The following is a 26,145-nucleotide window of genomic DNA, read 5'->3' on the forward strand; positions in this document are numbered from 1 at the left end:
TTTTAACAGCACATATAATTACATTTACTCATACAGTACTAGTATGGTACAATATGGTTACTAATGACGGAAAGGAATGATGGGTGGACGATGATTAACTAATCTTATTTTTAAATGTTGAAATGAAATAAATTTCAATTTATAAAAAATAGGATTAGTCTGCCCAATTCCAAACAACGGTTTTGCTATTTGATTTGCGTAATAGCTTATTTGGGTATAAATATTTTAACGACTAATCCTGCCAAATTTATTTGGGAGGATTTTTTTATTCTCCCTTAATGAAAGGGATCGGTATTATGAAAGAACTATTAAAATTAAATGATGTTTATGTTGAAATAAAGGAAAATATGTTGTTAGAGAAAATGAATGTGACAGTAAAACAAGGGGATGTTATCGGATTAATTGGTAAAAATGGTGCCGGTAAATCAACGTTACTTCAATTAATAAATGGGAAGATTGAACCTTCAAAAGGTACTGTTGAATGGCTGCAAATGAACATGACAACAGCATATGTTGAACAAGAAAAAGAATCTTTTGTTAGTAAGGATATAATTGCAAAAGAAGCAGAACTGCTTGCGAAATGGGGCGTGCCAACGAACGACTTTCATACTTTAAGTGGTGGTGAAAAGCTGAAAGTACGATTAGCAAAAGGATTTGCTGAAAATCCTAATGTCTTAATATTAGACGAACCGACAAATCATTTAGATGAGATGAGTACAGAATTTCTCATTAAGCAAATTAAACATATGAAAGGTACAGTTATCGTCGTATCACATGATCGATATTTTTTAGATGTTGTCGCGACTAGAATATGGTCAATTGAGGATAAGAAATTAATTGACCATAGCGGTAATTATACAAGTTATATGAAAGCACGTGAGCATAAAAGAATGACGCAGCAACGTGAATATGAAAAACAACAAAAAAAGATAGAACAAGTAGAAACTCATATAAAAGAACTAAGTTCATGGTCACAAAAGGCACATGCGCAGTCTACAAAACAAGAAGGAGTTAAAGAATTTTATCGTGTAAAAGCGAAGCGCATGGATGCACAAGTGAAGTCGAAACGAAAACGTCTCGAAAAAGAGCTAGAGAAAACGAAGGTAGAACGTGTGAAAGAGGAGTATTCAGTTGAATTCTCTATTCAAGCGAGTAAAAAAGTAGGGAAACGTTTCTTAGAAGTAAAACAATTGCGGAAAGAATTTAATAATCGGACATTATTTGAAAACGTTAATTTTACCATTCAGCACGGTGAGAAGGTTGCGATTATTGGGCCTAATGGTAGCGGGAAAACAACTTTATTGAAGATGATCATGGGAAACGAAACTGCTGAAGGAGAAGTATGGATTTCACCATCAGCAAACATCGGTTATTTAACACAAGAAGTATTTGATTTACCACTTAATAAAACACCAGAAGATTTATTTTATAAAGAGACATTTGAAGAAAGAGGAAAAGTCCAAAATTTAATGAAACATTTAGGGTTTGAATCTTCCCAATGGAAAGAGCCGATTCGATATATGAGTATGGGTGAACGAGTAAAATGTAAGCTAATGGCTTATATTTTAGATGAAAAAGATGTACTTATTTTAGATGAACCTACGAATCACCTTGATCTTCCTTCACGTGAACAGCTTGAAAATACATTAGCTGAGTATAACGGAACGCTCGTTATCGTTTCTCACGATCGATATTTTCTGGAGAAAACAACTAATACAAAGCTTGTGTTTGTAAACAATACAATACAAAAGCAGCTCGAAGAACCTACGAAAACAAGAGACGAAATCGAAGAGCTACGTTTAACATTAGAAACAGAAAGACAAGAAGTATTAGGTAAATTAAGCTTTTTAACTTCTAAAGATAAAGAATATAAAGCTCTGGATGAACGATTTATGGAACTTACGAAGCAGATTAAGGAGCTTTAATATAAGTAAGGGGGATTAACATGGAAGAAGATAGATTCACTAAGTTATTTAAAATAGATTGTGGAGATCTATACCTACAAGAGTTTACGATCAGTGATGCAGAGAGTATTTATCAAATACATTTCAATTAAAGGCGTAAGTTAAAAATATAACTTCGGGAAGGAAAAGACCATTATCGGTCTTTTCTTTTTCGTATAATAAAGATAGGAGATTGTATTTCCTACCACTATACAATTATTATAAGATAGTTATGCGTTAATTTTAATTTGTAAATAATGTTATTATCAGTTTTTTTAGAAATCTTACAAGCGTGTAAGATAAATGAAAGAAGAATCAATATGAACTGTAAGACAATTCATTTACACTCTGTTATGAGACGTGCAAATGAAGGGAGAATAGAAATGGGAATTTTACATGCGAAAAATATTAGTAAAGTATATAAAGGGAAAATACCTTTTAAAGCATTAGTAGATATTGATTTATCAATTCAAGAAGGTGAATTTATAGGGATCATGGGGCCATCTGGTAGCGGGAAAACAACGTTATTAAATATGGTATCTACTATTGACTCTCCAACATCGGGAGAAATAGTAATAAATGGTACGAATCCTTTCCAGTTATCATCTGAAGATTTGGCTTTATTCCGTAGAAAACAATTAGGATTTGTATTCCAATCATTTAATTTACTTAGTACGCTTACAGTGAAGGAAAATATCGTATTGCCGATGACATTAGATGGTGTTTCTGTGCAAGAAATGAACAAACGAGTAGAAGAAATTGCAGAGAAATTAAATATTACAGATATCTTGAATAAAAGAACGTTTGAAATTTCAGGGGGACAAGCTCAAAGAACAGCAATTGCTCGTGCAATTGTTCATAAGCCGCAATTATTACTTGCTGATGAACCGACCGGGAATTTAGATTCTAAATCTTCAAATGATGTAATGGAGATGCTGGATACGCTTAATAAGGAAGAAAAGGCAACGATGATGTTAGTTACACATGATCCGTATGCAGCTAGTTTTTGCAGCCGAGTAATCTTCATAAAAGATGGTCAACTGTATAACGAAATTTATCGTGGTGAAAGTCGGCAAACTTTTTATCAAAAGATTATGGATGTCCTTTCTTTGTTAGGAGGGAAAAGGCATGACTTTTCGTCAGTTCGCATTTAATAATATTTTTCGGAATAAGCGTACATATGCTGCTCATTTTTTAAGTAGTGCATTTTCTATTATGATTTTCTTTACATATGCCCTTTTATTATTTCATCCTGATTTACAAGGGGAATTAAAATCAACAAGTGCAACAATAAGTGCATATGGTACGATGGGATTTACAATTTCGCAAGGTTTGATTTTTGTATTTTCATTTTTCTTTATCCTATATTCAGTTAGTTCATTTTTAAAAACTCGTAAGAAAGAATTTGGCATATTAATGATGCAAGGTATGTCAATGAGACAATTTAAGAAATTATTATTAATTGAAAATATGTTGATTGGATTTGGTTCAATTTGTATAGGGATTTTCATTGGACTCATATTTTCTAAACTAGTCTTATTGATAAGCGCAAGTGTATTAATGATTAATAATGGTTTGCCTTTTTATACACCAGTGAAGGCTGTATTATTAACGATTATCACTTTTCTTTTCTTATTTTTCATTGTTTCACTATTTACATTTAAAATGGTAAAAATAACGGAACTTGTGGAACTTATTCGAGCAGAGGAAAAACCAAAACCTGAACCGAAATCTTCAATTTTATTATCACTACTTTCTTTAATTAGTATAGGATATGGATATTTCTTAGTATTTCGTTTCATTTCAAGTTCCAGTTTTACTACGCTCGGAATGGGTGTCCTACTAGTAATTATAGGAACGTACTTTTTATATACACAGTGTAGCGTGTATATATTACATCTTGCTAAAAGGAGAGAATCTTTCTTTTTAAAGAGAACAAATATATTAACGATTTCTGAATTAATTTACCGTATGAAAGATAATGCAACAATGTTTTTTATAGTTTCTATTGTTTCAGCAGTTGCATTTACAGCGATTGGTACAACAGCTGCAATTGGAAGTAAAGATTTAGTAAGGATGACAAATCCGTATACATTTTTATATGAGGATTTTGAAAACAATAAAGCATTAAATAAAAATCTTTCTATTATAAAAAAACATCTTGCTGATGCTAATATTCCATATCGAATGGCTTCAGCTTCATATATATACACAGAAAGTAATGTAATTGTAATGAAGTTAAGCGAATATAACGATCTTGCTAAAGCACTTGGATATCAACAAGAAACAATTGAAAATGAAGGTGAAACTTTATTAATTCCTGGAGTCGTATCACAAAAACACGAATTTAAAAATGGCGACTATAAAAAAGTATAGAAGTCATTCAAGGTGAATGGACAAAGACATTTCAAGTGGAAAAAGCTGTAGAAAATTTAGTTTTACCACATGATACTAGAAAAATATATATCGCTGTTCAGGATCAAGTATATGATGAAATACCTATTACTAGTGATCCAAATAATATTCATATTCCATATCGTACTTACGGATTTGTTGTAGACGATTGGATAAAAACGAAGAGAATTTCAAACGAATTAATTAGTACATTCGCGAAAGAAGAAGGTAGTTTTCAATTTCGAGCTTTAACTCTAGATTTGTTAAGTGCGAAGCAAACGAATGGACTATTACTTATGGCAAGTGTTTTAGTCGGAATCGTCTTCTTTACATTCGCTGCTAGTTTTATCTATTTCCGATTATATACGGATTTGGATCGTGATCAACAGCAATATAAAATGATTTCGAAAATGGGATTAGGTAAACGCGAGCTAAAGAAAGTTGTAACGAGACAGTTATTATTAATGTTCTTCTTACCGATTATCATTGCAGTGATACATACCGTAGTCGCTTATATGGCATTACAACAATTACTCGATTTTTCTATTATGAATAGTTCTATCGTAATTTTAATTTCATTTATTTGTATACAAGTTTTATATTTCTTTATAACCCGTTGGCGTTACCTGCAAAAGCTTTATAAGGTTATGGAACAATAGAGTTTATTAGCTTGTAAGACTATATGAAAGTATGTGAAAAATCAACTGTATGATGAAAGGAAACGCGATGAAAAGAACTCTAACTATTTTTATGTTAACGATACTACTATTAATAAGTTTTAGTGCATGTTCTAAAAAGGAGAATCTATTTCCTGCAAACGGTATATTAATCATTGGAGATGAAAATAAAATTTCACCAATTATTAATCGTTATCAGGAAATTACGAAAGAAAATGAAGTGTTTTCTGTAAAAAAAGGTAAAGTTGGAAACGGACAGGTATTAATTTTAAATGAGTCTACAGCACAAGCATTGATTAAAGCTAAAGTTTTTCGTGAACGAGACAATGGCTCTAATTATATACCTGTAAATACGTTACCGAAATTCCCAAAAGAGGGTTCGCTACTGTTTGCGCAAGACGACGAAAAGACTTTGAAAAGTATTAAACTAGAAGGGAAAGAGATTCCTGTCATATACAATAGTGACGCTTGGATAGGTAACAAGCGTATTTATCCAACACAATGGTATGTGATTGTAGCAAAAAATAGCGTATATAAGGAAATAAAAGCAAATGAAACAAAAATGCATCTTCTTCAATTTAAAAAATCTATAGGTGACGAAAAACCTAAAATGTCGACAGATAATACAATGATTAATGAAAATGTCAAAGTAAAAAAGCTAATTAAAGGTTTGGAAGGAGAAGTATCTTTTCAGTTTGTAACGATTGGAGAAAAATCTTAAAAAAGAGTTCGAGCTTGATAGAAACTTTATCAAGCTTGAACTCTTTTTAGTTTATAGACTATTTATATAAAAAAGATTACATTACTTCATTTAATCGAGTCTCGTTTGTTTCCTCAATCGCATTAGTATTTTGAGTCGAATTATTTTGAGCTTCTTTTTCTTTACGAACTTTTTGTAGCATTTCAAGGATGATCCATAAAGGAACACCTTTATCTTTTAGCATCTTCCATAAATCTAATTCATTAAATTTATGCTCTGGCTGTTTCATTTCTTTTTCGGATGAACGAATATTGAACTTGATGGGATCATTTACTTTCTTACTTTCAAGTTTAGTAGAAGAGATAGTATTATGCTCAAGATTAGATGGAGTTATTTTAGTAGGTTGAGACAATGTATGAATATTTGATCCGATTTGCATGATTTTTCCTCCTTTTGAAGCAATGAGATTAGTTTTCTTATGGTTTTTAAATCTTTTTAACATGAGGAAACTATATCTAATTATAAATTCAAATAAACAGATTTACAAGATGTATTGTAAAAAGTAAATATTTATCAACATTTGTATATGTTTTCTATATATACAACGTATATAAAATACTTTACATTATGTTTAAGTTATTAAAGCATGCTGTAAATTTAAAAATGTAAACGTTTTATTAGGGGGAGGAAGTATGGGGAAGTTATTTTTAAAAATATGTTTTTTTGCATTGATGACTGTATGTTCATTCGCCACGAAAGTAATATACGCTGAAGAGAGTCAACAAAATAATTATCCGATCATTTTAGTAAACGGGTTTGCCGGATGGGGTAGAGAGGAAATGCTAGGGGTTAAATATTGGGGTGGTGTTCATGATATACAGGAAGATTTGAAACGCAATGGTTATACAGTTCATACTGCAGCCGTTGGGCCAGTTTCTAGTAATTGGGATCGTGCATGTGAATTATATGCCCAAATTAACGGTGGAACAGTAGACTACGGTGCCGCACATGCTGAGAAACATGGACATAATCGTTTTGGAAGAACTTATAGTGGTTTCACGCAGAGTTGGAGTGAAACAAATAAAGTACATTTAGTTGGACATAGCATGGGTGGACAAACAATTAGAACATTGGTACAGATATTAAAAGAAGGCAGTTATGAAGAAAAAAATTATGTGAAAAATCACCCAAACACCAAAATATCACCACTATTTGAGGGCGAGAAATCATATGTTCATAGTGTTACAACATTAGCAACTCCTCACAACGGTACAACACTTGCGGATGGTAGTCTTCTACTACCGTTCGTTAAAGATTTACTCATTACAGCTGCAAGTTTTGGAGGAAACGATAATTTATCACTATATGATTTTAAATTGGATCAATGGGGGTTGAAGAAGAATGCTGGAGAGTCCTCTTTACAATATACTGATCGTATTCTAAATAGTTCAATTTGGAAAAATACAAAAGATATAAGTCAATGGGATTTAAGTACAGATGGTGCAAAGGAGTTAAATAATTGGGTAAAGACGCAACCAAATGTGTATTACTTATCCTATAGTGGACATGCATCACAAGCAGCACCTATAACAGGTTTACATTTGCCTCATATAACAATGAATAAGGTGTTAATGGGGAATGCATTTTTCTTAGGTTCCTATGCAAGGTATGAAGAAAATCGTCCATTAATTGATACTACTTGGTGGCAAAATGATGGTGTAGTAAATACAAATTCTATGATTGCACCATCATCTCATGCTACTGTAAATAATAGCGAGTCATTACAGATTGGGAAATGGAATCATATCGAAACGAAAGCAAATTGGGACCATTTCGACATGGTAGGATTAAGTGTTTCGGACACGTTAGGTTTTTCTAGCATTCAAGAGTTTTATAGAGCAATTGCTGAAAAGTTATCACGTTTACCGAAATAGATAGTAATAAAGCGCTCTCGATGGAATTCGAGGGCGCTTTATATTATATTGAAAGAGGGCTTTGGTAGAAAAATATGGGGGGATATTATGAAAATTAAAGTTGTATTATCAGGATATGGAACAGTAGGAAGAGAGTTTATAAAATTACTACATGAAAAATGTTCATATATATATGAAACATATGGTATAGAGTTAGTTGTAAGTGGCTTATTAGGTAGAAATGTTGCAATACATAATGAGGATGGGTTATCTATTCAGGACTTATTAACGTATGGTAGCAGTAGCGCAGCAATTGAGAAGTATATAGAATATCATCCGGAGGAACGTGCAACAGATAACATAAGTGGTACAGTGCTGGTAGAATCAACAGTTACAAACCTTAAAGATGGAAATCCAGGAAAACAATATATAAAACAAGCGATTGAAAAACAAATGGACATAGTAGCAATTTCAAAAGGTGCGCTTGTTACAAACTGGAGAGAAATAAATGAAGCAGCAAAAATTGCGAATGTACGAATTCGATATAGTGGTGCAACTGCGGCCGCATTACCTACACTTGATATTGGTCAATTTAGTTTAGCTGGTTGCCATATTGAAAAAATAGAAGGAATATTAAACGGGACAACAAATTATATTCTGACGAAAATGAATGAGGAAAATATTACGTTTGAAGAAGCACTGAAAGAAGCGCAACGTAAAGGAATTGCTGAAACGAACCCAATATTAGATGTAAGTGGTTCTGATAGTGCGTGTAAATTGTTACTTTTAACAAACAGTTTAATGGGAACAGAGAATAAGCTTACAGATATACATATTAAAGGAATCGAACATGTTACAAAACAACAAATTCGAAATGCGAAGGAACAAAATAAAATTATTAAATTGATAGCATCAGCCTATAAAGATAATGAAGGTAATGTGAATCTAAATGTTGAACCGTACAAATTACATAAAAATCATCCGCTAGCAAATGTAAATGGAACAGAAAAAGGGATTACGTTCTTTACAGATACGATGGGCCAAGTTACTACAATTGGTGGTGCATCAAATCCACGCGGAGCCGCAGCAGCAGCTTTAAAAGATATAATTAATTTATATCGTAAAGATTTGTCACGTATTAACGGGGAGTAAAGTTACTAATTGATTAAAGTTTCACTTTATAAAAAATACATATGTAGTGGACCTTTTAAGAATGAAATAATTATGCAAAAATGATTGCAGGGGGTAAGGAATTGTTTAAAGATTTTAAAGTTGTGAAAGATCGTCCCGTTTATATTCAATTAAAAGATTATTTAAAGAAGATGATTATGAAAGGGCATTTGCTCGGGGATCAAAAAATTCCTTCAACAAGGGAACTAAGTGAATTACTTAGTGTAAGCAGAAACACTGTACTCGCTGCTTATGCAGATTTAGAGCAAGAAGGGCTCATTTATGCAGTTAAAGGAAAAGGGAATTTTGTTGCGAAGGTTGATATATCAAACACTTCGTCTGTTGAAATAGATTGGAAAAATAAACTTAATACAGTTACTTTATTAGCGGATGAATTAGATTTAATGAAACATGGTGTTCGTTGGGAAAAAGGAATGATTGTTTTTAACAGTATTGCTCCGGACGAAAAGCTATTTGATGTGGAAAATTTCAAAAGAGCTTTTCTTACTCGTATGTCCATTGAAGGTGATGTCGTATTAAATTACGGATACGCAAAAGGCTATAGACCGTTAATGAAATATCTACTTCATTATATGGAAATGAAAGGTGTAGATATTTCGAACAAAGATATTTTAATTACAAATGGATTTACTGAAGGGTTAGATATTGTTCTATCCTCGTTATCAAAGAAATCAGGTCGAGTTATTTGTGAGAATCCAACTCACCATGCTGCGCTGAAGCTATTCCGCTTACATGGCCTTGAAGTTCATGGTATTGATATGAATGAAGATGGTATTGATACGAATCAAGTTGAAAAAAGCTTGCGTGAAAAAGAGTTTGATTTTGCGTATTTAATTCCTTCCTATCATAATCCAACCGGCATTGTGACGAGTTCAGAGAAAAGAACGGAACTGATGAGATTATTTTCAAAATATAAGATTCCTATTATAGAAGATGGATTTAATGAAGAGTTACGTTATTCAGGTTCACATTTAGCACCATTATTAACTTTTGCTGGTGCTGGTAATAATGTGATTTATATTAGTAGCTTTTCAAAGGTACTTTTCCCTGGCTTACGTGTAGGCTGGATCATTGCAGATAAAGAACTAATTCATTATTTAGAAAGTGTGAAAAGAGCAAGAACGATTCACACATCTACTTTAGATCAAGCTGTTCTTTTTCAATATTTACATGAAGGATATTTTGAAAAATATTTAAAAAAGGCAAGATCTGTTTATAAGAAAAAATATGAGTTAGCTGTTGGGGCGTGTAACGAGTACATTCCGTTTCAAAGAATGACCGGTGATGGTGGACTTCATTTATTTATAGAGTTAGAAGAAAAAATTCATGCCCGCACACTTTTGCAAAAGTGTTATGAGCAAGGGGTTACTTTTTCTCCTGGAGATGTGTTTTATTCTGATGGAGGAGGAGCGAACACGTTTCGATTAGGATTTTCACGTTTGAAAGAAGAAGAAATAGTTCGGGGAATTAAAATAATTGGTGATACAATAAAAAATGAAATTTGGAGTTGAGGAAATGAGAGTTGGCGTTATTATGGGAGGAGTATCCTCTGAAAAACAAGTATCAATTATGACTGGAAATGAAATGATTGCACATTTAGATAAAAATAAATATGAAATAGTACCAATTACGTTAAATGAAAAAATGGATTTAATCGAAAAAGCGAAAGACATTGATTTTGCGCTGCTCGCATTACACGGGAAATATGGAGAAGATGGGACAGTTCAAGGAACGCTTGAAAGTTTAGGTATTCCTTATAGCGGGAGCAATATGTTATCTAGCGGTATATGTATGGACAAAAATGTTTCGAAAAAGATTCTACGTTATGAAGGAATAGAAACACCTGATTGGATTGAACTTACAAAAATGGAGGATCTAAATGTTGATGAATTAGATAAGTTAGGATTTCCATTAGTGGTAAAACCAAACTCTGGTGGTTCGAGTGTGGGGGTAAAGATTGTCTATGATAAAGACGAATTAATTTCAATGCTGGAAACTGTGTTCGAATGGGATTCTGAAGTAGTAATAGAAAAGTACATTAAAGGTGATGAGATTACATGTTCCATTTTTGATGGAAAACAGTTACCTATCATTTCAATTCGACATGCGGCTGAGTTCTTTGATTACAATGCGAAATATGATGATACTAGTACAATTGAAGAAGTTATTGAACTTCCAGCTGAACTTAAGGAACGTGTAAACAAAGCGTCACTGGCTTGCTATAAAGCATTAAAATGCAGCGTTTATGCAAGGGTGGATATGATGGTGAAGGATGGTATTCCATATGTAATGGAGATTAATACATTACCAGGGATGACGCAAGCGAGTTTACTACCAAAAAGTGCAGCTGCAGCGGGAATTGAATATAGTAAACTATTAGATATGATTATTGAAACTTCATTAAGAGTAAGAAAAGACGAAGGATTTTAAGTAGTGGTATCATGAATAACTTTTGACAGTTACATGAAGTATGTTATGATGAATACAATACGAAAATTAAATATTTTATCCACTAGGGGGGCCTATTATAGGCTGAGATCAAATTGGAATTTGAGACTCTTAGTACCTGATCTGGTTAATGCCAGCGTAGGGAAGTGGGAAAGACATTGCTGTTTCATGTATAAATACTGTCAATTTCACTTTCTTTACGTCTGTAAAGAAAGTTTTTTTGTTTTACAGATTTAATAATGGTGGGTAAATACTTAAATTTCATACATAATTGGAGGGATTTACATGACTTTTTCACAATCATTACGTAAAGAAGTAGACTCAATTTGGGAAGCTAGTTTTCATCATCCTTTTGTAAAAAAACTTGGTGAAGGAACGTTAAATTTAGCTAGTTTTCGCTATTATGTGCTTCAAGATTCGTATTATTTAAGTCACTTTGCTAGAGTACAAACTTTAGGAGCTGCAAAAGCACTAGAATTAGAAACGACAGCTCGTATGGCACACCATGCTCAAAATACATATGAAGCGGAATTATCTTTACATGAGAATTTTGCGAAGAAATTAGGGATAACACAAGAAGAAAAAGATAATTTTATCCCTGCTCCAACTGCATATGCGTACACTTCACATATGTATCGTGCTGCGTATGAAGGACATTTAGGCGATATTATTGCAGCAATTTTACCTTGCTATTGGTTGTATTATGAAATTGGTGAGCGTTTAAAAGAGTGCCAGCCAGAAGAGCCGATTTATAACGAATGGATTTCTGCTTATGGATCTGATTGGTTCCGAACATTAGTTGAAGAGCAAATTACAAGGTTAGATACTATCGCTGAACAAGTAACAGAGGCAGACCGTAAGCGTATGAAGCAGCATTTTATTATTAGCAGTCAATATGAATATTCATTTTGGGAAATGGCTTATACATTAGAAAAGTGGCCGATAAGTACAAAAGAGAAAAACGTAATAGGATAAAGAGAAGAGGTATTGCTATTTACAGGTATGAATCATACTTATGTATATGATTTAACAAAAGAAGTATCGCAAAAAGGCGCATCAATCTAAATGCGTCTTTTTTTAATTTGACGAATTGTATTATTAAGTGCGACACCTAAAAAAACAAAAAAACTCACCTCGCTTCGTGTAAAGTAGAAGTTACCACACCACTTACTTACACGGAGGACGAGTATGAGCTATTCCCATGTTACTACGTTTGAATGTGGACAACTAGAAGCACTTCATAAATTAGGTTATTCAACGAGAGAAATTGGTGCCATTCTGAAGCGACATTACTCCTCTATTGCACGAGAATTAAAAAGAAACGTACAGAAAGATGGTACGTACCGCAGTGAAACAGCATTGTATTATTAGCAGTCAATATGAATATTCATTTTGGGAAATGACTTATACATTAGAGCAGTGGTCAGTGAATAAAGAAGCGAAAAAGGTAATAGGATAGTGAAAAGAGGATTTGATATACATATGTATGGTCAATACCTCTTTTATAATCTTTTGTAAAATTATTGTAAATCACAAATACAATACGTGACTAATATTATATAATCTCAATATATTATATTTATTATATAAAAGGAGGGATATGTATGAAAATTTCTTTTAACTTTTATCAGAGTCATGTCATTAATATATAAGTCGGATAAGCAGTATTTGCTTCTCTTTTAAATAATTAAATTATGTGATGATACTTTAGTTTTTTGAGATCAAGAAAAATGAAGAAAGGAAGTAATCATTTTATGGAAAAATTAAAGTTGTTAACATTTGAAAATATAATAGAACCCCTTTTAAACGAAAGCGTATCATTTATATATTTTCCTATTGAATGGCTCGATATTGTAGAGATACATTATAAGACATTTTTATTAACGAGTAAGTTGAAACGATTAAATGAAAGATTATATGATATGTTTTCTGATATATTATTTATTCAGCATAATCCATATGTACTAAATGAAAATACACCATGGATTGTATGTAAAGAACCTATTAGAAAAGAACAACTTGATTATATTTTTCAAAGTTGGTATGAGATTATTCATGATTGGAAACCTAATAAATTAATAGGATCGCCAAAATATGAATGGCATTACGATTTAATTTCTAATTTAACAGTACTACATGATAAGGAAGTATATTCTAAATGGGTGCCCGCTTTAATTTCACATATTTTTTGTGAACGTCCTGTACAATTAGAAAATATAAATGAAGAAGATATATATTTTTCTCCTCTTAGATCACAAAATATTTGTGAGGCGATGTCAGAGCCTATTAAAGATGAAAAAACACAAGACTATTTCGCCTATGTATTTCGGTTCGAATATATAACGCGCGGAGGAGAGAATATTCCATTATTAAATGTTTCAATAGGAATTCGGAGATTTTATCAAGAATATAACCATCCAGACATCCCTTTGCTATTAAGACGAAAACGGGGCATGATATTAATTTCTACTCCAGAATTTGCATTGAATAATAAGAAATTACGATTTGTAAAACTAAAAGTTCAGCAGGCTACAAACGGCATCAAATGGATTAAGATATTTAGAAATTTAAAAGATGATTTTCGTATAGGTGGAGAAGTTGAATTAGATCATATTCTTCAATATCCGAAAGATTATATGCTAGGAGCAAATCTTAGGGTACTTCTTCCATACAATGAGAGAATATATAAAGTTCAAGGTACTAAAATAAGATCTGGTATAAAAGCAAAAGAAAGAGAGTATCTATTTAAAGGGTTTCAGCAAAAATTTTCTTATTTCACATTACTACCAGAATGTAAAAAGATTGAAACAGGCAATAGGAAAGAAGTATTCCCTTTAATTGCACCAAAAGGATTAGAGACTATAACGCTAGAAATATGGTCTGAAAAAATATCGCTGGAAGTAGAACAAGCATTATTTGAAAGTGAAATGGTGTTAGCTCAAATCAGTGAGTCATCATATATATTAAATGCAGATTCTCCAGTGTTGTTAAAAATAGTAAGATGTAATATTGAAAAAGTATTGCAAAATCCATATAAGATGCAATATTGCCAGAAGTATAAAACGAATTTAGTAGAGGATGTTATGAAAGCGGTTTATGCTACTGCAGGTAAGCGTAATGATGCGACATTGGCGTTAATTGCAATGAAAAATTGTGATGGACGTGAAAAAATTGATCCAAAGCAAATTGTTAGAGAAGGATTTGCACGAACAAACCGTATTTCAGCATTTATTAATTTATTTATAGGCCAAAGTGTGTCTCGTAAAACGATTATAAATGGTATTTTGAGTTTATTAGAACAAAAAGGATTTTTAAAACGTAGTTGGAATAAGATAAATTTACCTTGTACATATGTTAATTTATCAATTGAACGAATCTCGAAATTTGATTTCTTACCCATTTTTTCAAAAATAAAAGGAAAAGAAATTTCATATAAATTATATGGGAATATAGAGTGGCAAACGATTGATCGTTTATTATTAAATGTAGATAAACATAACACTTTTTTACCGCAGCCTTCAAAAAGAAATGATATGGGCATTCAATTTAAACAATTTGTTTCTGAAACATTAGCGGAAATTTTACAACCTGCAAAAGAGCAAAATGAGCAAGTATACTTCATTATAGATGCGAATGTAAGAAAACATTGGATAAAAGAGTTACAAAATGAAAAAATTGATATAGATACTTTCCCTGACATTGTTCCAGATGTGCTAAAGGTTCCAAACTTAAATGCTGTAAGAATAAATACATCTTTTGATGTACCCAAATACGGTGTGATAGAATGTGATGACGTATTAGATAGTACGAGTTTATATATAGATCAAAAGGGAATGTATTATAGCACTGGTGAGTATCTGTGTAATGATAGTGAAACATTGCATCGATATATACTTGAAATATTACCTCTAGGTGTAAAAGCTGTTGAAAGGAACTATATTGCCAAAATGGTACATTACATGTGCTGTAATTCAAGTATGCTTTTGGAAAAGAATATACACATGCCATATTCCATGCATATGGCGAAAGTAATAAAGAGCTATATGACGGATATAGATGCAAGAGAGTTTAAAGAGTTTGATGATGAATTGGATGTAGATATTATAAAAATAGAAAAGAAAGATTCAATTATTCTACTTTAAATAATAATAGACAAATCCATGGAGGATATGAGAGCCGGCATATAAGCCTTTATCGATGAGTTATACTGTTGAGGTGCTAAGAAAGTTGGTAATATGTTGGTAATAAGCCAGCATATCCTTGCGATTTTTGGCGTACATGGAAACAGGAAATGTACCTGGTATCGGTAATTGTGATTTAAATCAATTGATAGGAGGAAAGCTGCTTTCTTGGTTTACTGGAGCAGTGCAAGAGCAAGTTCAAACAACTAAACTAAATATCATCCAATCAGGAGCATTTTCAAGAGAGTATATTGAAGATGTTATGGGAGCATTGACATCGTTAAAAATGACAGCTAAGTTCATTTTACAACCTGATGGATTAGCATATTTTATTTCTGATCCAACTTCAGATGCTCAATTAAATGCGATGAAGGAGTACCTTGATCGTAGAGATTGGTGGTATGAGTATTTGAAGTAAAACAAAAGGATAGCTTAATCAAAAATAACAGCCGACTCGATATAAATGATTCGGCTGTTATTTTATTAACTATGACAACAATTCCTCTACTCCGACACCATCTATTAACAATGCTTTTAATGAAGGAGCTATTTTAATTGCTTCTTCAATATCTAAATCTCCAAAATCCACTGTATATAATCCGAATCCTTCTTTTCCATCTCCATATAATAATGCTTTTCCGCCTTCATCATCACCGATTGCCAGTGAATTTGGTATATATTTTTGAATATCATGTGCTTTATTCATCTCTATGCAATCAGTAGGGCCCCAAATACGTATGTAAAGTTCATTTTGTACATTAATCTCTGCGTTTGTACAATTTTGGATTACTTCTAAATAATCTAATGGTACATCTATTGATGAGAACTTTTGTAATTCTTGAATGGTCTCTTTACTCGCTGGTGATTCCTGAGCTTCTAAAGTGAAGGAATCGTTTAATTTTTCTAGAATATTCATTAATGATCAATCCTTTCATACTCTTGGGTGGTATGAAGTTAAGTGAGATTTACTATGTAATAGCAAATGAAACCTATGTATATGTGAAGTGAAAAAGGTTCTCTTAACTGAGAACCTTTTTATTTATCTCCAACGCCATTCTATTTCATTTGAATCAAAGTAGACGGCAGGTATTCCAATTCCCTCTAATTGATTATTTTTAGATACAAACCAATTATTTTCATCCAATAGGATTGGATTTACATCATCTAAAGGCGGATTATTTTCATCTACCATTTTGTTAAGAAACTCTTTGAAATCAGAAATGTTATTAGTGAAATTAATATTTCCATACATCCAAAAACCATCACCATTTACATTTGAAATGTCTCCTAAATGTATATCTTTAAAGTATAGTTTCATAGCGAATATCCCTCTCATTTCTTAATGTTAAAATATTTACTAGGAATTTCTCCTCTAATAAGGTATTCAGTATCTCTTTTAGTCCAATTTAAAGCGAGATTTTTCCAGTGATCTGTAGTGGCGGAATCTTGCTTTATTAAACGCTCTATTTGCTTAGGGCTTAAAATAGCAACATCTTTTACTTCACCGTCCCTAATCCCCTTTCTTAGAGCAGGTAAATCAATATCAATAATATTTTTACCATAATTACTTGCAACCTCAGGTTTTATCGAGAAACTAGTATAAGGACTATTATGTTTTGCTCCTCTGCGATATCCACCTAAGATATGTTCAGTTACAGTTACTTGTCGGCCTTTATACATCCCTTCTTTATTTGCTGGGATTAGGTTTCCGTTCTCACCAATATGTGGTTTACCGATACCATTTGGTCTTGTTGCTGCTTTTAAGTAATCTTCTCCTCGTAAAAGGTTTTTACTTTCTATTGCAGCATGCGTCATCTTAACGCCTTTTCCCACTTTAGCAAGTTTCCCGACTGGTGTAAGACCAGCTACTGCCATCCCACCCGCAAAGATTCTATCCCAGGTTGATAGTTTTTCACCAGTAGATGGATCAACACCATCCCACGCTCTTTTAATATCATACTCACCACTTATTTCACCGGCTATATCTCGAGCTAGTTTACCGCCATCAAAACCTTTTTCTTCAGAGGAAGGTTTACCACACATTGCACCTTCTTCCATTGTAACATCTTGATTATCTGCATTGCGGAATTTTTCAGCAATCCGTTTCAAGTCTTCTTCTACTTTTACAAGTGAATTGATAGATGTAAAAGCCTTTGGTCTCGCATCATTGAACATTTGAATGAACTGTTGATTAGAGGCACCAATCCACTGAAAACACAATTGATCTATTTCGTTACATAAATTATTATGTATAGATTCTAATGCGATTCTGGTATTATTTGCACGATTAGCCACTTCTTCTAGCATTTCAGGTGTTACTTTGATTTGAACCATTTTTTTCCTCCCTTTCCCAATTAAAATTATGAGATAAAAAGAAAAAAATGTAAATACGGAAATTTTAGATTAGTATAATAATATTTATGTGAACTAAAATCTGCTTAATTGTAAATAAAGCGTATGTGTATGTGAAATAAAAAAGAGCCGTCCTGTTGGGCGGCTCTTTTTTATTTCTATCAATTATTTTCTTTTAACACTTATGTCTATTCTTTCATAACCATTTGATGCAGGCATTGTGCCTAACTCCATTTTGTAGTTACCCTTATCTAAATATGCGTGATAATCTCGCTCCCCTGAATTTTTGAAAGGCAATGCAACAATATCGTTAATTTCTTTATCTAGATTTAAATCTGGATTTATTAAAGTAATCCAATTTTTTGCTAACTCTACAGTAGCTTTATCAATTATAAATGTAATCATGAAATCATTTTCATTCTCACCTACTAAATAGAGTTGCCCTTGTCCATAATCATAAATCTTTCCTAAATTAGGATTAGAGGAAAGTAATTCTACCCTTTCACCATCGCCCATCTGGCCGCCGCTGATATATACGCTTTCGTATTTGAAATCTTCATTATAATTCTTGTTTATTTTAGTAATTAGATTTTGAGCTTCTTTAGATACAGATTTTAGTAGCAACGGTGAACTGTTTATCCAGCTACTACTGTCGTAATGAAATTCACTTGTAATCATAGAGCTTGGGAGATCAAACGGTGGTAATTGATTGAATTATTACTCGTTCCAGCTGCAGGTTTGACAGTGGCATTATTCGGTGAAAAGTTCAAAAGTAAAAATGATGATAAGAGAAAAATACAGGTGTTTTTTGAGGTGGCTGGAATTGCGATTAAAAGAAATAATGAAGACAAATTGCAATATCCAAAGTTCCAAAAACAAATTGATGATGATCGTAGTACGACTTATGTATATACTTTACCGCTTGGTATGCCGAGTAAAATCATACAGAAGGTTGAGGATGTAGTTTCAGAAGGGCTAAATAAACCAGTACGTATCCAGTACGATAATTATAAATTGAACATCCGTGTGTTCCGTAAAGAAATACCGAAGAACTGGTCATGGTCAATGGATTTAGTAACGAAAGGGAAATGGCGTATTCCAGTTGGCCAGAGTTTAGAAACAATTGTTTATCATGATTTCGATGAAACACCGCATATGGCTGTAGGGGGATTAATTCGTATGGGGAAAACAGTCTTCCTTAAAAATATGTTCGCTTCCTTATCATTAGCAAATCCTGATCATGCTCATTTTTATTTGATTGATTTAAAAGAAGAAGGACTTGAATTTAGTGAATATAAAAAACTGAAACAAGTCGAACAAATCGTAGAAACTTCAGAGCAAGCACACGGCATGCTGCTGAAAGTGATGGAAAAAATGCATGAACGTGGGAAGTACATGAAAGAACGTGGTATCAAGAATATTGTTCACACGAAAGAAAAGGACCGGTATTTCATTGTAGTGGATGAAGGAGCAGTACTTGCACCTGCAAAAGGGCTACCGAGAGCTCATAATAAAATGCTGGAAGAGTGCCAATACATGATTAGTCATATTGCGCGTGTTGGAGGGGCACTTGGGTTTCGTATTGTCTTCTGTACGCAATATCCTACAGGAGATACATTGCCAAGGGTAGTAAAACAGATGGCGAACGCGAAACTCGGCTTCCGTTTACCGACTCGTACCGCATCAGAGGTTGTAATCGATCAGTCCGGATTAGAACAACTACCATCTATTCCAGGAAGAGCTATATATATGAAGGAAAGCTTCACCGTACTGCAAGTGCCGTATATCGATGACATAGTTATGTGGAAACATCTAAAAGAATATGAGGTGGAAAAACATGAACATCCAGAGCCATATGAAAATCAACCGTCAGATGGCGATACTTGCGACGATTAGGAAGCTTCAGTTTGCAACGAGAAGACATTTAATGAGTGTGCATAATATGGGTGGTATACGTAATGCAAACCGTATTTTGGGGGATTTAAAACCATACGTGAGTAAAACCATGCAAGGGAAAGAATATGTGTATTATCTCAATAACGAAGGGCACGCGATGTTTGGTGATGATGGTAAGGTTGTTTCGAGAGGGAAGCTTGCGCATGCGTTATTACGGAATAAAGCGTGGTTACATTTATTTTGTCCAGATAACTGGCAGATTGAAACGGATATACGTTATATAAAGAATAAAGAGAAAAAGAAAATAGTTCCGGATGTGAAGTTTCGGGATGAAGAAAATATACTTCATGCAGTTGAGATAGATCGCTCGCAGAAAATGAAAGTGAATGAAGAGAAGATAAAAAAATATGAAGAGTTTACCCAAATTTATAAACAGAAGCATAACGGGAAAATGCCAGTGATTCATTTTTTTACAGTGACGAAATATAGAGAAAAGAAATTGGAAGAGTTAGCTGCTAAATATGATGTTCTTGCGAAGGTGTATGTAATAGAAGAAATATAAAAAAGTGCTAACAAGTTTGCAAACGAACTTGCTAACACCTATTCGGAATAGACATAAATTATCGCTGATATGTCGTCTTTGAAAATAGCTTTAGTTAATGAAATCACACTTATGCGAAATGCTTATAAAATCATTCGTGATATGACGGATATAGATGCAAGAGAGTTTAAAGAGTTTGATGATGAATTGGATGTAGATATTATAAAAATAGAAAAGAAAGATTCAATTATTCTACTTTAAATAATAATAGACAAATCCTGTTCATTATATAGGTCAGGATTTGTCATTTTTTCATGTAAATAAGGATATCTTTTGTCATGTATCTTCTCTTTTACATATTTACTTTATTTCCATACAGGATTAAGATGTTTTTTAGAAATAAAAAACTACATCATATGGAAAAGCAATATGTATTAACTCAAAAGAAATTTGAAAGGAATGAGGAATTGTGAAGAAATTAGATGTGCTATTAATGCTATTGAGCGGCCTCTTTCCAGTTGCAGGAATTTTAAAGCAAATCCCGCTAGAACAATCTTTATATATTGGAGGCCTTTTATTTTTTACTAGTTTCGGTAGTTATTTTGCGAAAAAAATATATTCACGTATATGTAGTTGGATAGCGTATGCACCATTTATTACACTATTGTTAGTCATTTGGCATCAAGATATTTCAACTAGTTCAATAATAGCGAATGCGAAAATTGCCGCTTGTATCGCTTTAATTCCATGTTTATTTCGTTTTCGTACATATGGACTTACTTTCGGTTTATTCGCATTATGGGCCGCTTTAATATGGGATATGAAAGAAGTACAGTCGTTAGTCATACTTGAACGTATGTCTAGTTTAATGACAAGCAATTTCAAATATATCATGCTTTTAGTTGGTGGACTGATATTAGGTGGATTACTTGCGATGTTAATTCACCGCAGAGAGAAAAATGATAATAAAGAAAATATAAATCTATTTAAACAAAAAAAGAAACAGAAAAAATTATCCTTTAAGATTCCACTTCCAAGATTACCGAAATTTAGGATGCAATTATTTAAGTTTGGTGGAAAAGTATCAAAACGAAAAACGCCAGAAAAAATACGTGAGCATAATTACGAAGAACCGGCTCCAGCTGCAACATATGAACTGAAAGAGCAAATACATCAATATAAAGAAGGTACTGTTCAAGGACAAACAAGGATGGAACGTCGTAGAAATAGGTATAATGCATAAGAAACTTTAGTAAGCCTTTAATGAGTTATCATTGAAGGCTTTTTTGTAATTACATATTGATTGCTAATGAGAAATGTATCCCGCTTTAATGGGCAGTAAGACCCCCACTAATTAAAGTTTCACTTTATAGCATACCTTAAAGTTAAGGAGTTAAATAAAATAATGGGAGGACAAAATGCTTATTATTACATATATTTCTGTCTGTATATTATTTTTAGTTAGCTTTTTACATGTTTACTGGGCTTTTGGAGGTAAGTGGGCGACAAATAGTGTTATTCCAACAAAAATGGGAAAAAAGGCGTTTACACCAGGTGCAGGAATGACATTGCTCATTGCGTTATTATTAAGTATGGCAGCGATGATTTTATTACAACAAACAAATATTGTTCATTTTGCATTTCCTAATATTATTGTTCGAGTGGGATCCTGGGTGTGTATGATTGTATTTTTCATAAGAGTAATTGGTGAGTTTCATTATTTTGGTATTTTTAAGCGAAAAAAAGATACCCAATTTGCTAGAATGGATACTGCTTTATATACACCACTTTGTGTATTTTTATCTTTATCATTCTTATTAGCAATTATAGCGTGAACATAAAATAGTGGTTGTTTTCTTCAAAATAATATAAACGTGAATTGGCAAATGTAAAAGTGAAAAATCTAGGAGTAAATAAAAGGATGTAAGTGCCTTTTTACCGAATTATAGATTATTATGAAAGGCGGGTGACACTATGAAGTACGTAAAAGTCAGTATGAATGGTGGAAGTGAACACAAATTCTCGATGACTTTAGCTCGGTTTGAAGAACTTATTACTACAGAGAATGGGCTACTAGAAAATAAATTAGTTAGTATTGAAAATGTAATGATTAATCCTACTAATATATCTTCTGTAGTTGAAAAAATTGGTGTACCGGCTAAGTTTATGGAAGCTTAAAAATCGGTACATAAAAAAACATCCACGGGGGATGTTTTTTTTATGTATAAATATGTTAATTGTACAAGGGATTTATGAGGAGAATTTATAGTGATACTTCGTACATGCACAAAAAATAAGTACAAGCATATATTAGATAGTGGGACAAGACCTTCGTGTCCTACTTAATACTCAGAAAAACCTCTATCACATGAGAGCATCTGATTGCAGGGTGCTCTTTTTTTATCCCACTTTATCCGGATCTTTAACTTTTAATTTTAAACATATCTTTGATGCTCATAAATATTAAAAATAAAATAATAGCAAAAATTAAGTTAGATAAATAGAAATCTTGATGAAATATTAATTCAAAGATGACATCAAAAGCAAATAAAAAGGCGATAGTAGGTAATATACAAATAAATATAAATCTCCAATTTTTTAGATAATGTTTATAATTAGGAAATACTTTCTCCATAAACATAGCTCCTACATTTTTTATTTTCTATATAATTATACATTTAAATAAAAGGATTTACAAAAGATTATTTAGCAATCTTTCTAATACATGATTTGACTAAAAAACTTTTAAAGATTAACACTTAAATGATACACTATAATCTACGTTATTTTTGAAATGAATAGAGGGGTTTACATGATAGATAAAATCAAAAATGTTGTAGAGGATATGTACGAAGATGAAGCAAAACATTTACTTCAAAGCATTCTAATTCAGTTAAATTTATTAGAAGAAAACTATAGTGAAGATACTATTAAAAATTTAATGGATATTCCTAATCAACTACTGAGTAATACATCTTATAAAAGAAATGTAAAAGAAAGCTCACACATTCATATTGCATTTGATGATTCAACAGCTGGATGTTTAAAGCATATGCTAAGTCAAGAAGAACGATTGGAAGAGATGGTTATTGCTTTTTCTGAATTCTTTTCAATTGGGCCGATACACAAGTTACATATGAATAAGTGGCAACTAGCAAGACAGGAATGGTTAGTAAACAACTTAAATGCTTATGAAAATTATTTTGAAGAAGAGTATTTACCAAGGTTTTTAGAAACTATGAAAGAACTATACGCTATTCCTAGTGAAACGCCTATTACAATTTGGAAAGCCGATAACGCACATGAACATGTAGGTCTATGTTTTGTAATGGCGCAATTAAAAGATAAGAAAAATATTCGCGTTATGAATACATCTGAAGCAAGTAAAGAAATATTAAAACTAGAGTATGTTATTCGTGGAACAGGAGAGTTACCACCTGAAAGTTTAGCTCTAATTCAAAAAAGTTTTGTAAAATTGCCGTATTTAACTGTAGAGAATCGGATGCAGTTTGAACATGAGTGGGATAGTCTCTCGAAAAGTACGGGATTTTTAAGAGTTTGGACAGACAATGAAGTGCGTTCTGTACAAGAAAATTATTTTGATCAATTTATTATTGAATGTGCGAAAAGTATAGGTGCTGATCAAGAATTCCTAAAAGCTCCTAGAGTAATTGGTGAAGCACTTGGTCTTGTAGAGCAATCAGTTGGCGATACGTTTTTAGAATATCGCTTAAAGGAATTAATTAAACAAGAAGTATTTGAATTTGAAGGTTCATTAGATGAAATGCGTTTCTATAGTGTGAAATTAAGAAAATAATACATCTATTCCGTTTATGAAGAAGCTCGTATTTTTAAAATACGAGCTTTATTTTTTGTTGAATTTAGGCTATACATAAGCTTCCCAGAGAGGGCATATCACATATGAATGGTAAAGGTAATGAAAAGAAGGTGATTTATTAATATGTATAACCAACAAAATTATCCATATGATCAAGCGATGTATTATAATCCACAAAACTACGGGTATGAACCTACAAATGAAGTGAGAGATATTGAACAAGAAGATTACAGACCAGATGATGCGGAAGATGCTCCAACGTCACCACCTCCGTCACAAGCGCCGTCGTTACCGTCTACATTTGCTTCTCCTGCACAACCAGGTAATATGAAATCTTGGATGTGTAACTGTCTAGGAAGATGGGGCTATTTACGCTTACATCGTCCTGGTCCTTTCGGAAGGGATTTATGGTTCTTCCCGACCGAAGTGAGAAGAAATGGAGTATCAGGTTACACGTGGCAAGGTGGTCGTCGTCGTAAAATAAGTTATCGCTATCAACAAATTAGTAATTTCATGTGCTTCGCATAAAGAAAAGTGAGAGAGTAGAAAGATTTTACTCCCTCACTTTTTTATTTTTCAATATACGAAGTAAGGTTTTGATTAAAAAGTTGCAATTTTCACGTTTTTATTAGCGTATAATGCATATGTTGGTTGTTTTTTTAAACAAATGAGAGTGAGGGAATACAATGTCAATGAAAAATAAAGTTGGGCTAAGAATAGAGGATGGCATCAATTTAGCTTCAGCTCAGTTTAAAGAAGATGCATATGAAATTTATAAAGAATCTCGTAAAATGCAACCTATCTTATTTGTGAATAAAACTGAATTAGGTGCAGAGTGGCTTATTACAAGATATGAAGATGCTTTACCGCTTTTAAAAGACAGTCGCTTAAAAAAAGATCCGGCCAATGTATTTTCTCAAGATACATTAAATGTGTTTCTTACTGTTGACAATAGTGATCATTTAACGACGCACATGTTAAATTCAGATCCACCTAACCACAATCGTCTGCGATCACTTGTGCAAAAAGTTTTCACACCGAAGATGATTGCACAACTGGAAGGAAGAATTCAGTATATCGCAGATGATTTATTGAACGAAGTTGAGCGAAAAGGTTCATTAAACCTTGTGGATGATTATTCATTTCCTTTACCGATCATTGTGATAAGTGAAATGCTCGGCATTCCAAAAGAAGATCAAGCGAAATTTAGAATTTGGTCGCATGCTGTCATTGCTTATCCAGAAACACCAGAAGAAATAAAAGAAACTGAAAAGCAACTATCTGAGTTTATTACATACCTTCAATATTTAGTTGATATGAAACGAAAAGAACCGAAAGAGGACTTGGTTAGTGCTTTAATACTTGCAGAAAGTGAAGGACATAAACTTAACGCTCGGGAACTATATTCAATGATAATGTTACTAATTGTTGCAGGGCATGAGACAACGGTAAATTTAATAACAAATACGGTATTAGCACTTCTTGAAAATCCGGATCAATTACAGTTATTAAAAGAAAATCCAAAGTTAATTGATGCAGCAATTGAGGAAGGATTACGATATTATTCCCCGGTTGAGGTTACAACTTCAAGATGGGCAGATGGACCTTTTCAAATTCATGACCAAACAATTGAAAAAGGAGATATGGTTGTCATTGCCTTAGCTTCTGCAAACCGTGATGAAACAGTATTTGAGAATCCAGAAGTATTCGATATTACTCGCGAGAACAATCGTCATATTGCCTTTGGTCATGGTAGCCATTTCTGCCTAGGTGCTCCACTTGCTAGGTTGGAAGCAAAAATTGCTATTACTACTTTGTTTGAGAGAATGCCAAAACTACAAATAAAAGGGAATCGTGAAGACATTAAATGGCAAGGTAATTATTTAATGCGTTCTTTAGAGGAATTACCATTAACATTCTAGAATATTTATTGTAAGACATGCATACATAGAAAATGATTTACATAGAGTATGTATGTGTAATTTAAATTCGAAACGGAAGGGTGAAAACATCCCAATGATCAACTAATTCTATTTGTAAGAGATCTTCGTTAAAAAACGAAATATTCTTC

At 32.7% G+C, this 26,145-nt stretch carries 24 protein-coding genes, 5 pseudogenes and 1 riboswitch; of the genes and pseudogenes, 23 read left to right on the forward strand and 6 right to left on the reverse strand.

All coding sequences use genetic code 11. The features are described from left to right. Nucleotides 1-296: 296 nt before the first annotated feature. The 5 genes and pseudogenes from abc-f to PSR14_RS13405 all read left to right on the forward strand — a co-directional run bounded on the left by abc-f (nucleotide 297) and on the right by PSR14_RS13405 (nucleotide 5,735). A complete protein-coding gene (gene abc-f / locus PSR14_RS13385; RefSeq protein ID WP_073536003.1) occupies nucleotides 297-1,925 on the forward strand; it encodes a ribosomal protection-like ABC-F family protein in 1,629 nt (542 codons plus the stop codon). A 20-nt stretch (nucleotides 1,926-1,945) separates the two neighbouring features. Further along, nucleotides 1,946-2,044, forward strand: a pseudogene (locus PSR14_RS13390) (acetyltransferase); the annotation flags it as partial. Between the two features lie 282 nt (nucleotides 2,045-2,326). Next, nucleotides 2,327-3,097 (forward strand): ABC transporter ATP-binding protein, encoded by a 771-nt coding sequence (locus PSR14_RS13395; protein WP_000511813.1) that lies wholly within the window; start codon nucleotides 2,327-2,329, stop codon nucleotides 3,095-3,097. Next, nucleotides 3,072-4,996, forward strand: a pseudogene (locus PSR14_RS13400) (ABC transporter permease). The gene PSR14_RS13395 and the pseudogene PSR14_RS13400 overlap by 26 nt, the downstream one beginning before the upstream one ends. A 67-nt stretch (nucleotides 4,997-5,063) precedes the next feature. Beyond that, nucleotides 5,064-5,735, forward strand: a complete 672-nt coding sequence (locus tag PSR14_RS13405; protein WP_002163634.1) for a lipoprotein BA_5634 family protein — start codon at nucleotides 5,064-5,066, stop codon at nucleotides 5,733-5,735. Between the two features lie 76 nt (nucleotides 5,736-5,811). On the opposite strand, the gene PSR14_RS13410 is transcribed toward PSR14_RS13405, so the two are convergent. Then, nucleotides 5,812-6,153: a DUF3914 domain-containing protein gene (locus tag PSR14_RS13410; RefSeq protein ID WP_073541697.1), complete on the reverse strand. Its 342-nt coding sequence runs from the start codon at nucleotides 6,151-6,153 to the stop codon at nucleotides 5,812-5,814. A 253-nt stretch (nucleotides 6,154-6,406) separates the two neighbouring features. Here PSR14_RS13410 and PSR14_RS13415 point away from each other — a divergent pair, with 253 nt between their 5' ends. The 9 genes and pseudogenes from PSR14_RS13415 to PSR14_RS13455 form a co-directional block, all read left to right on the forward strand. Beyond that, a complete protein-coding gene (locus PSR14_RS13415) occupies nucleotides 6,407-7,648 on the forward strand; it encodes a triacylglycerol lipase (RefSeq protein ID WP_073541698.1) in 1,242 nt (413 codons plus the stop codon). 87 nt (nucleotides 7,649-7,735) lie between these two features. Next, nucleotides 7,736-8,779 (forward strand): homoserine dehydrogenase, encoded by a 1,044-nt coding sequence (locus tag PSR14_RS13420; RefSeq protein ID WP_061536471.1) that lies wholly within the window; start codon nucleotides 7,736-7,738, stop codon nucleotides 8,777-8,779. A 101-nt stretch (nucleotides 8,780-8,880) separates the two neighbouring features. Next, on the forward strand, nucleotides 8,881-10,329 hold the full coding sequence (locus PSR14_RS13425; RefSeq protein ID WP_000471622.1) for a PLP-dependent aminotransferase family protein: 1,449 nt from the start codon (nucleotides 8,881-8,883) through the stop codon (nucleotides 10,327-10,329). Nucleotides 10,330-10,333: 4 nt separating this feature from the next. Then, complete coding sequence (gene ddlB, locus PSR14_RS13430; RefSeq protein ID WP_001997545.1) at nucleotides 10,334-11,248, forward strand: D-alanine--D-alanine ligase; 915 nt, start codon at nucleotides 10,334-10,336, stop codon at nucleotides 11,246-11,248. Between the two features lie 74 nt (nucleotides 11,249-11,322). Next, nucleotides 11,323-11,428: riboswitch (TPP riboswitch) on the forward strand. 123 nt (nucleotides 11,429-11,551) lie between these two features. Beyond that, nucleotides 11,552-12,241 (forward strand): thiaminase II, encoded by a 690-nt coding sequence (tenA, locus tag PSR14_RS13435; protein ID WP_073541699.1) that lies wholly within the window; start codon nucleotides 11,552-11,554, stop codon nucleotides 12,239-12,241. A 213-nt stretch (nucleotides 12,242-12,454) separates the two neighbouring features. Further along, nucleotides 12,455-12,625, forward strand: a pseudogene (locus PSR14_RS13440) (helix-turn-helix domain-containing protein); the annotation flags it as partial. Next, nucleotides 12,606-12,725 (forward strand): annotated as a pseudogene (locus tag PSR14_RS13445) (TenA family transcriptional regulator); the annotation flags it as partial. The pseudogenes PSR14_RS13440 and PSR14_RS13445, both read left to right, overlap by 20 nt. A gap of 295 nt (nucleotides 12,726-13,020) precedes the next feature. Next, on the forward strand, nucleotides 13,021-15,408 hold the full coding sequence (locus PSR14_RS13450; RefSeq protein WP_000413141.1) for an RNaseH domain-containing protein: 2,388 nt from the start codon (nucleotides 13,021-13,023) through the stop codon (nucleotides 15,406-15,408). Between the two features lie 92 nt (nucleotides 15,409-15,500). Continuing rightward, nucleotides 15,501-15,865 (forward strand): annotated as a pseudogene (locus tag PSR14_RS13455) (N-acetylmuramoyl-L-alanine amidase C-terminal domain-containing protein); the annotation flags it as partial. A 69-nt stretch (nucleotides 15,866-15,934) separates the two neighbouring features. Here the strand turns inward: PSR14_RS13455 and PSR14_RS13460 are convergent. The 4 genes from PSR14_RS13460 to PSR14_RS13475 form a co-directional block, all read right to left on the reverse strand. After that, entirely contained in the window at nucleotides 15,935-16,363 is a 429-nt protein-coding gene (locus tag PSR14_RS13460; RefSeq protein ID WP_073541701.1) for an SMI1/KNR4 family protein, read from the reverse strand. Between the two features lie 123 nt (nucleotides 16,364-16,486). Continuing rightward, on the reverse strand, nucleotides 16,487-16,765 hold the full coding sequence (locus PSR14_RS13465) for a hypothetical protein (RefSeq protein ID WP_001997557.1): 279 nt from the start codon (nucleotides 16,763-16,765) through the stop codon (nucleotides 16,487-16,489). Between the two features lie 14 nt (nucleotides 16,766-16,779). Beyond that, complete coding sequence (locus PSR14_RS13470; protein WP_000249924.1) at nucleotides 16,780-17,781, reverse strand: WXG100 family type VII secretion target; 1,002 nt, start codon at nucleotides 17,779-17,781, stop codon at nucleotides 16,780-16,782. Nucleotides 17,782-17,964: 183 nt separating this feature from the next. Next, nucleotides 17,965-18,477: a hypothetical protein gene (locus PSR14_RS13475; RefSeq protein WP_227494869.1), complete on the reverse strand. Its 513-nt coding sequence runs from the start codon at nucleotides 18,475-18,477 to the stop codon at nucleotides 17,965-17,967. A gap of 27 nt (nucleotides 18,478-18,504) precedes the next feature. On the opposite strand from PSR14_RS13475, the gene PSR14_RS13480 reads away from it, so the two are divergent. From PSR14_RS13480 to PSR14_RS13505, 6 genes are all read left to right on the forward strand, one after another. Continuing rightward, nucleotides 18,505-19,695: an FtsK/SpoIIIE domain-containing protein gene (locus tag PSR14_RS13480; protein WP_000571534.1), complete on the forward strand. Its 1,191-nt coding sequence runs from the start codon at nucleotides 18,505-18,507 to the stop codon at nucleotides 19,693-19,695. 31 nt (nucleotides 19,696-19,726) lie between these two features. Beyond that, nucleotides 19,727-20,257 (forward strand): replication-relaxation family protein, encoded by a 531-nt coding sequence (locus tag PSR14_RS13485; protein ID WP_000110724.1) that lies wholly within the window; start codon nucleotides 19,727-19,729, stop codon nucleotides 20,255-20,257. 111 nt (nucleotides 20,258-20,368) lie between these two features. Continuing rightward, nucleotides 20,369-20,497 carry a hypothetical protein gene (locus tag PSR14_RS13490; RefSeq protein WP_001997560.1) on the forward strand — a complete coding sequence of 43 codons (129 nt, stop codon included), beginning with the start codon at nucleotides 20,369-20,371 and terminating at the stop codon, nucleotides 20,495-20,497. 208 nt (nucleotides 20,498-20,705) lie between these two features. Further along, nucleotides 20,706-21,479, forward strand: a complete 774-nt coding sequence (locus tag PSR14_RS13495) for a DUF3959 family protein (protein ID WP_000732208.1) — start codon at nucleotides 20,706-20,708, stop codon at nucleotides 21,477-21,479. Nucleotides 21,480-21,654: 175 nt separating this feature from the next. Beyond that, complete coding sequence (locus tag PSR14_RS13500; protein WP_406644224.1) at nucleotides 21,655-22,071, forward strand: DUF3995 domain-containing protein; 417 nt, start codon at nucleotides 21,655-21,657, stop codon at nucleotides 22,069-22,071. 139 nt (nucleotides 22,072-22,210) lie between these two features. Continuing rightward, nucleotides 22,211-22,414, forward strand: a complete 204-nt coding sequence (locus PSR14_RS13505) for a hypothetical protein (protein ID WP_000878365.1) — start codon at nucleotides 22,211-22,213, stop codon at nucleotides 22,412-22,414. Between the two features lie 244 nt (nucleotides 22,415-22,658). Here PSR14_RS13505 and PSR14_RS13510 read toward each other — a convergent pair whose 3' ends face one another. Beyond that, nucleotides 22,659-22,871, reverse strand: coding sequence for a hypothetical protein (locus PSR14_RS13510; protein ID WP_000416564.1), 213 nt, complete (start codon nucleotides 22,869-22,871; stop codon nucleotides 22,659-22,661). A gap of 177 nt (nucleotides 22,872-23,048) precedes the next feature. Here PSR14_RS13510 and PSR14_RS13515 point away from each other — a divergent pair, with 177 nt between their 5' ends. The 3 genes from PSR14_RS13515 to cypA all read left to right on the forward strand — a co-directional run bounded on the left by PSR14_RS13515 (nucleotide 23,049) and on the right by cypA (nucleotide 25,996). Beyond that, nucleotides 23,049-24,053: a DUF1835 domain-containing protein gene (locus PSR14_RS13515; RefSeq protein ID WP_000565722.1), complete on the forward strand. Its 1,005-nt coding sequence runs from the start codon at nucleotides 23,049-23,051 to the stop codon at nucleotides 24,051-24,053. Between the two features lie 144 nt (nucleotides 24,054-24,197). Beyond that, on the forward strand, nucleotides 24,198-24,602 hold the full coding sequence (locus PSR14_RS13520) for a hypothetical protein (RefSeq protein WP_000282686.1): 405 nt from the start codon (nucleotides 24,198-24,200) through the stop codon (nucleotides 24,600-24,602). 158 nt (nucleotides 24,603-24,760) lie between these two features. After that, complete coding sequence (gene cypA / locus PSR14_RS13525; RefSeq protein WP_000062107.1) at nucleotides 24,761-25,996, forward strand: cytochrome P450; 1,236 nt, start codon at nucleotides 24,761-24,763, stop codon at nucleotides 25,994-25,996. Nucleotides 25,997-26,145 lie beyond the last annotated feature (149 nt).

It is taken from the genome of Bacillus sp. A01H (genome assembly GCF_045277205.1).
In the GTDB taxonomy this organism is placed as follows: Bacteria; Bacillota; Bacilli; order Bacillales; family Bacillaceae_G; genus Bacillus_A; species Bacillus_A paranthracis.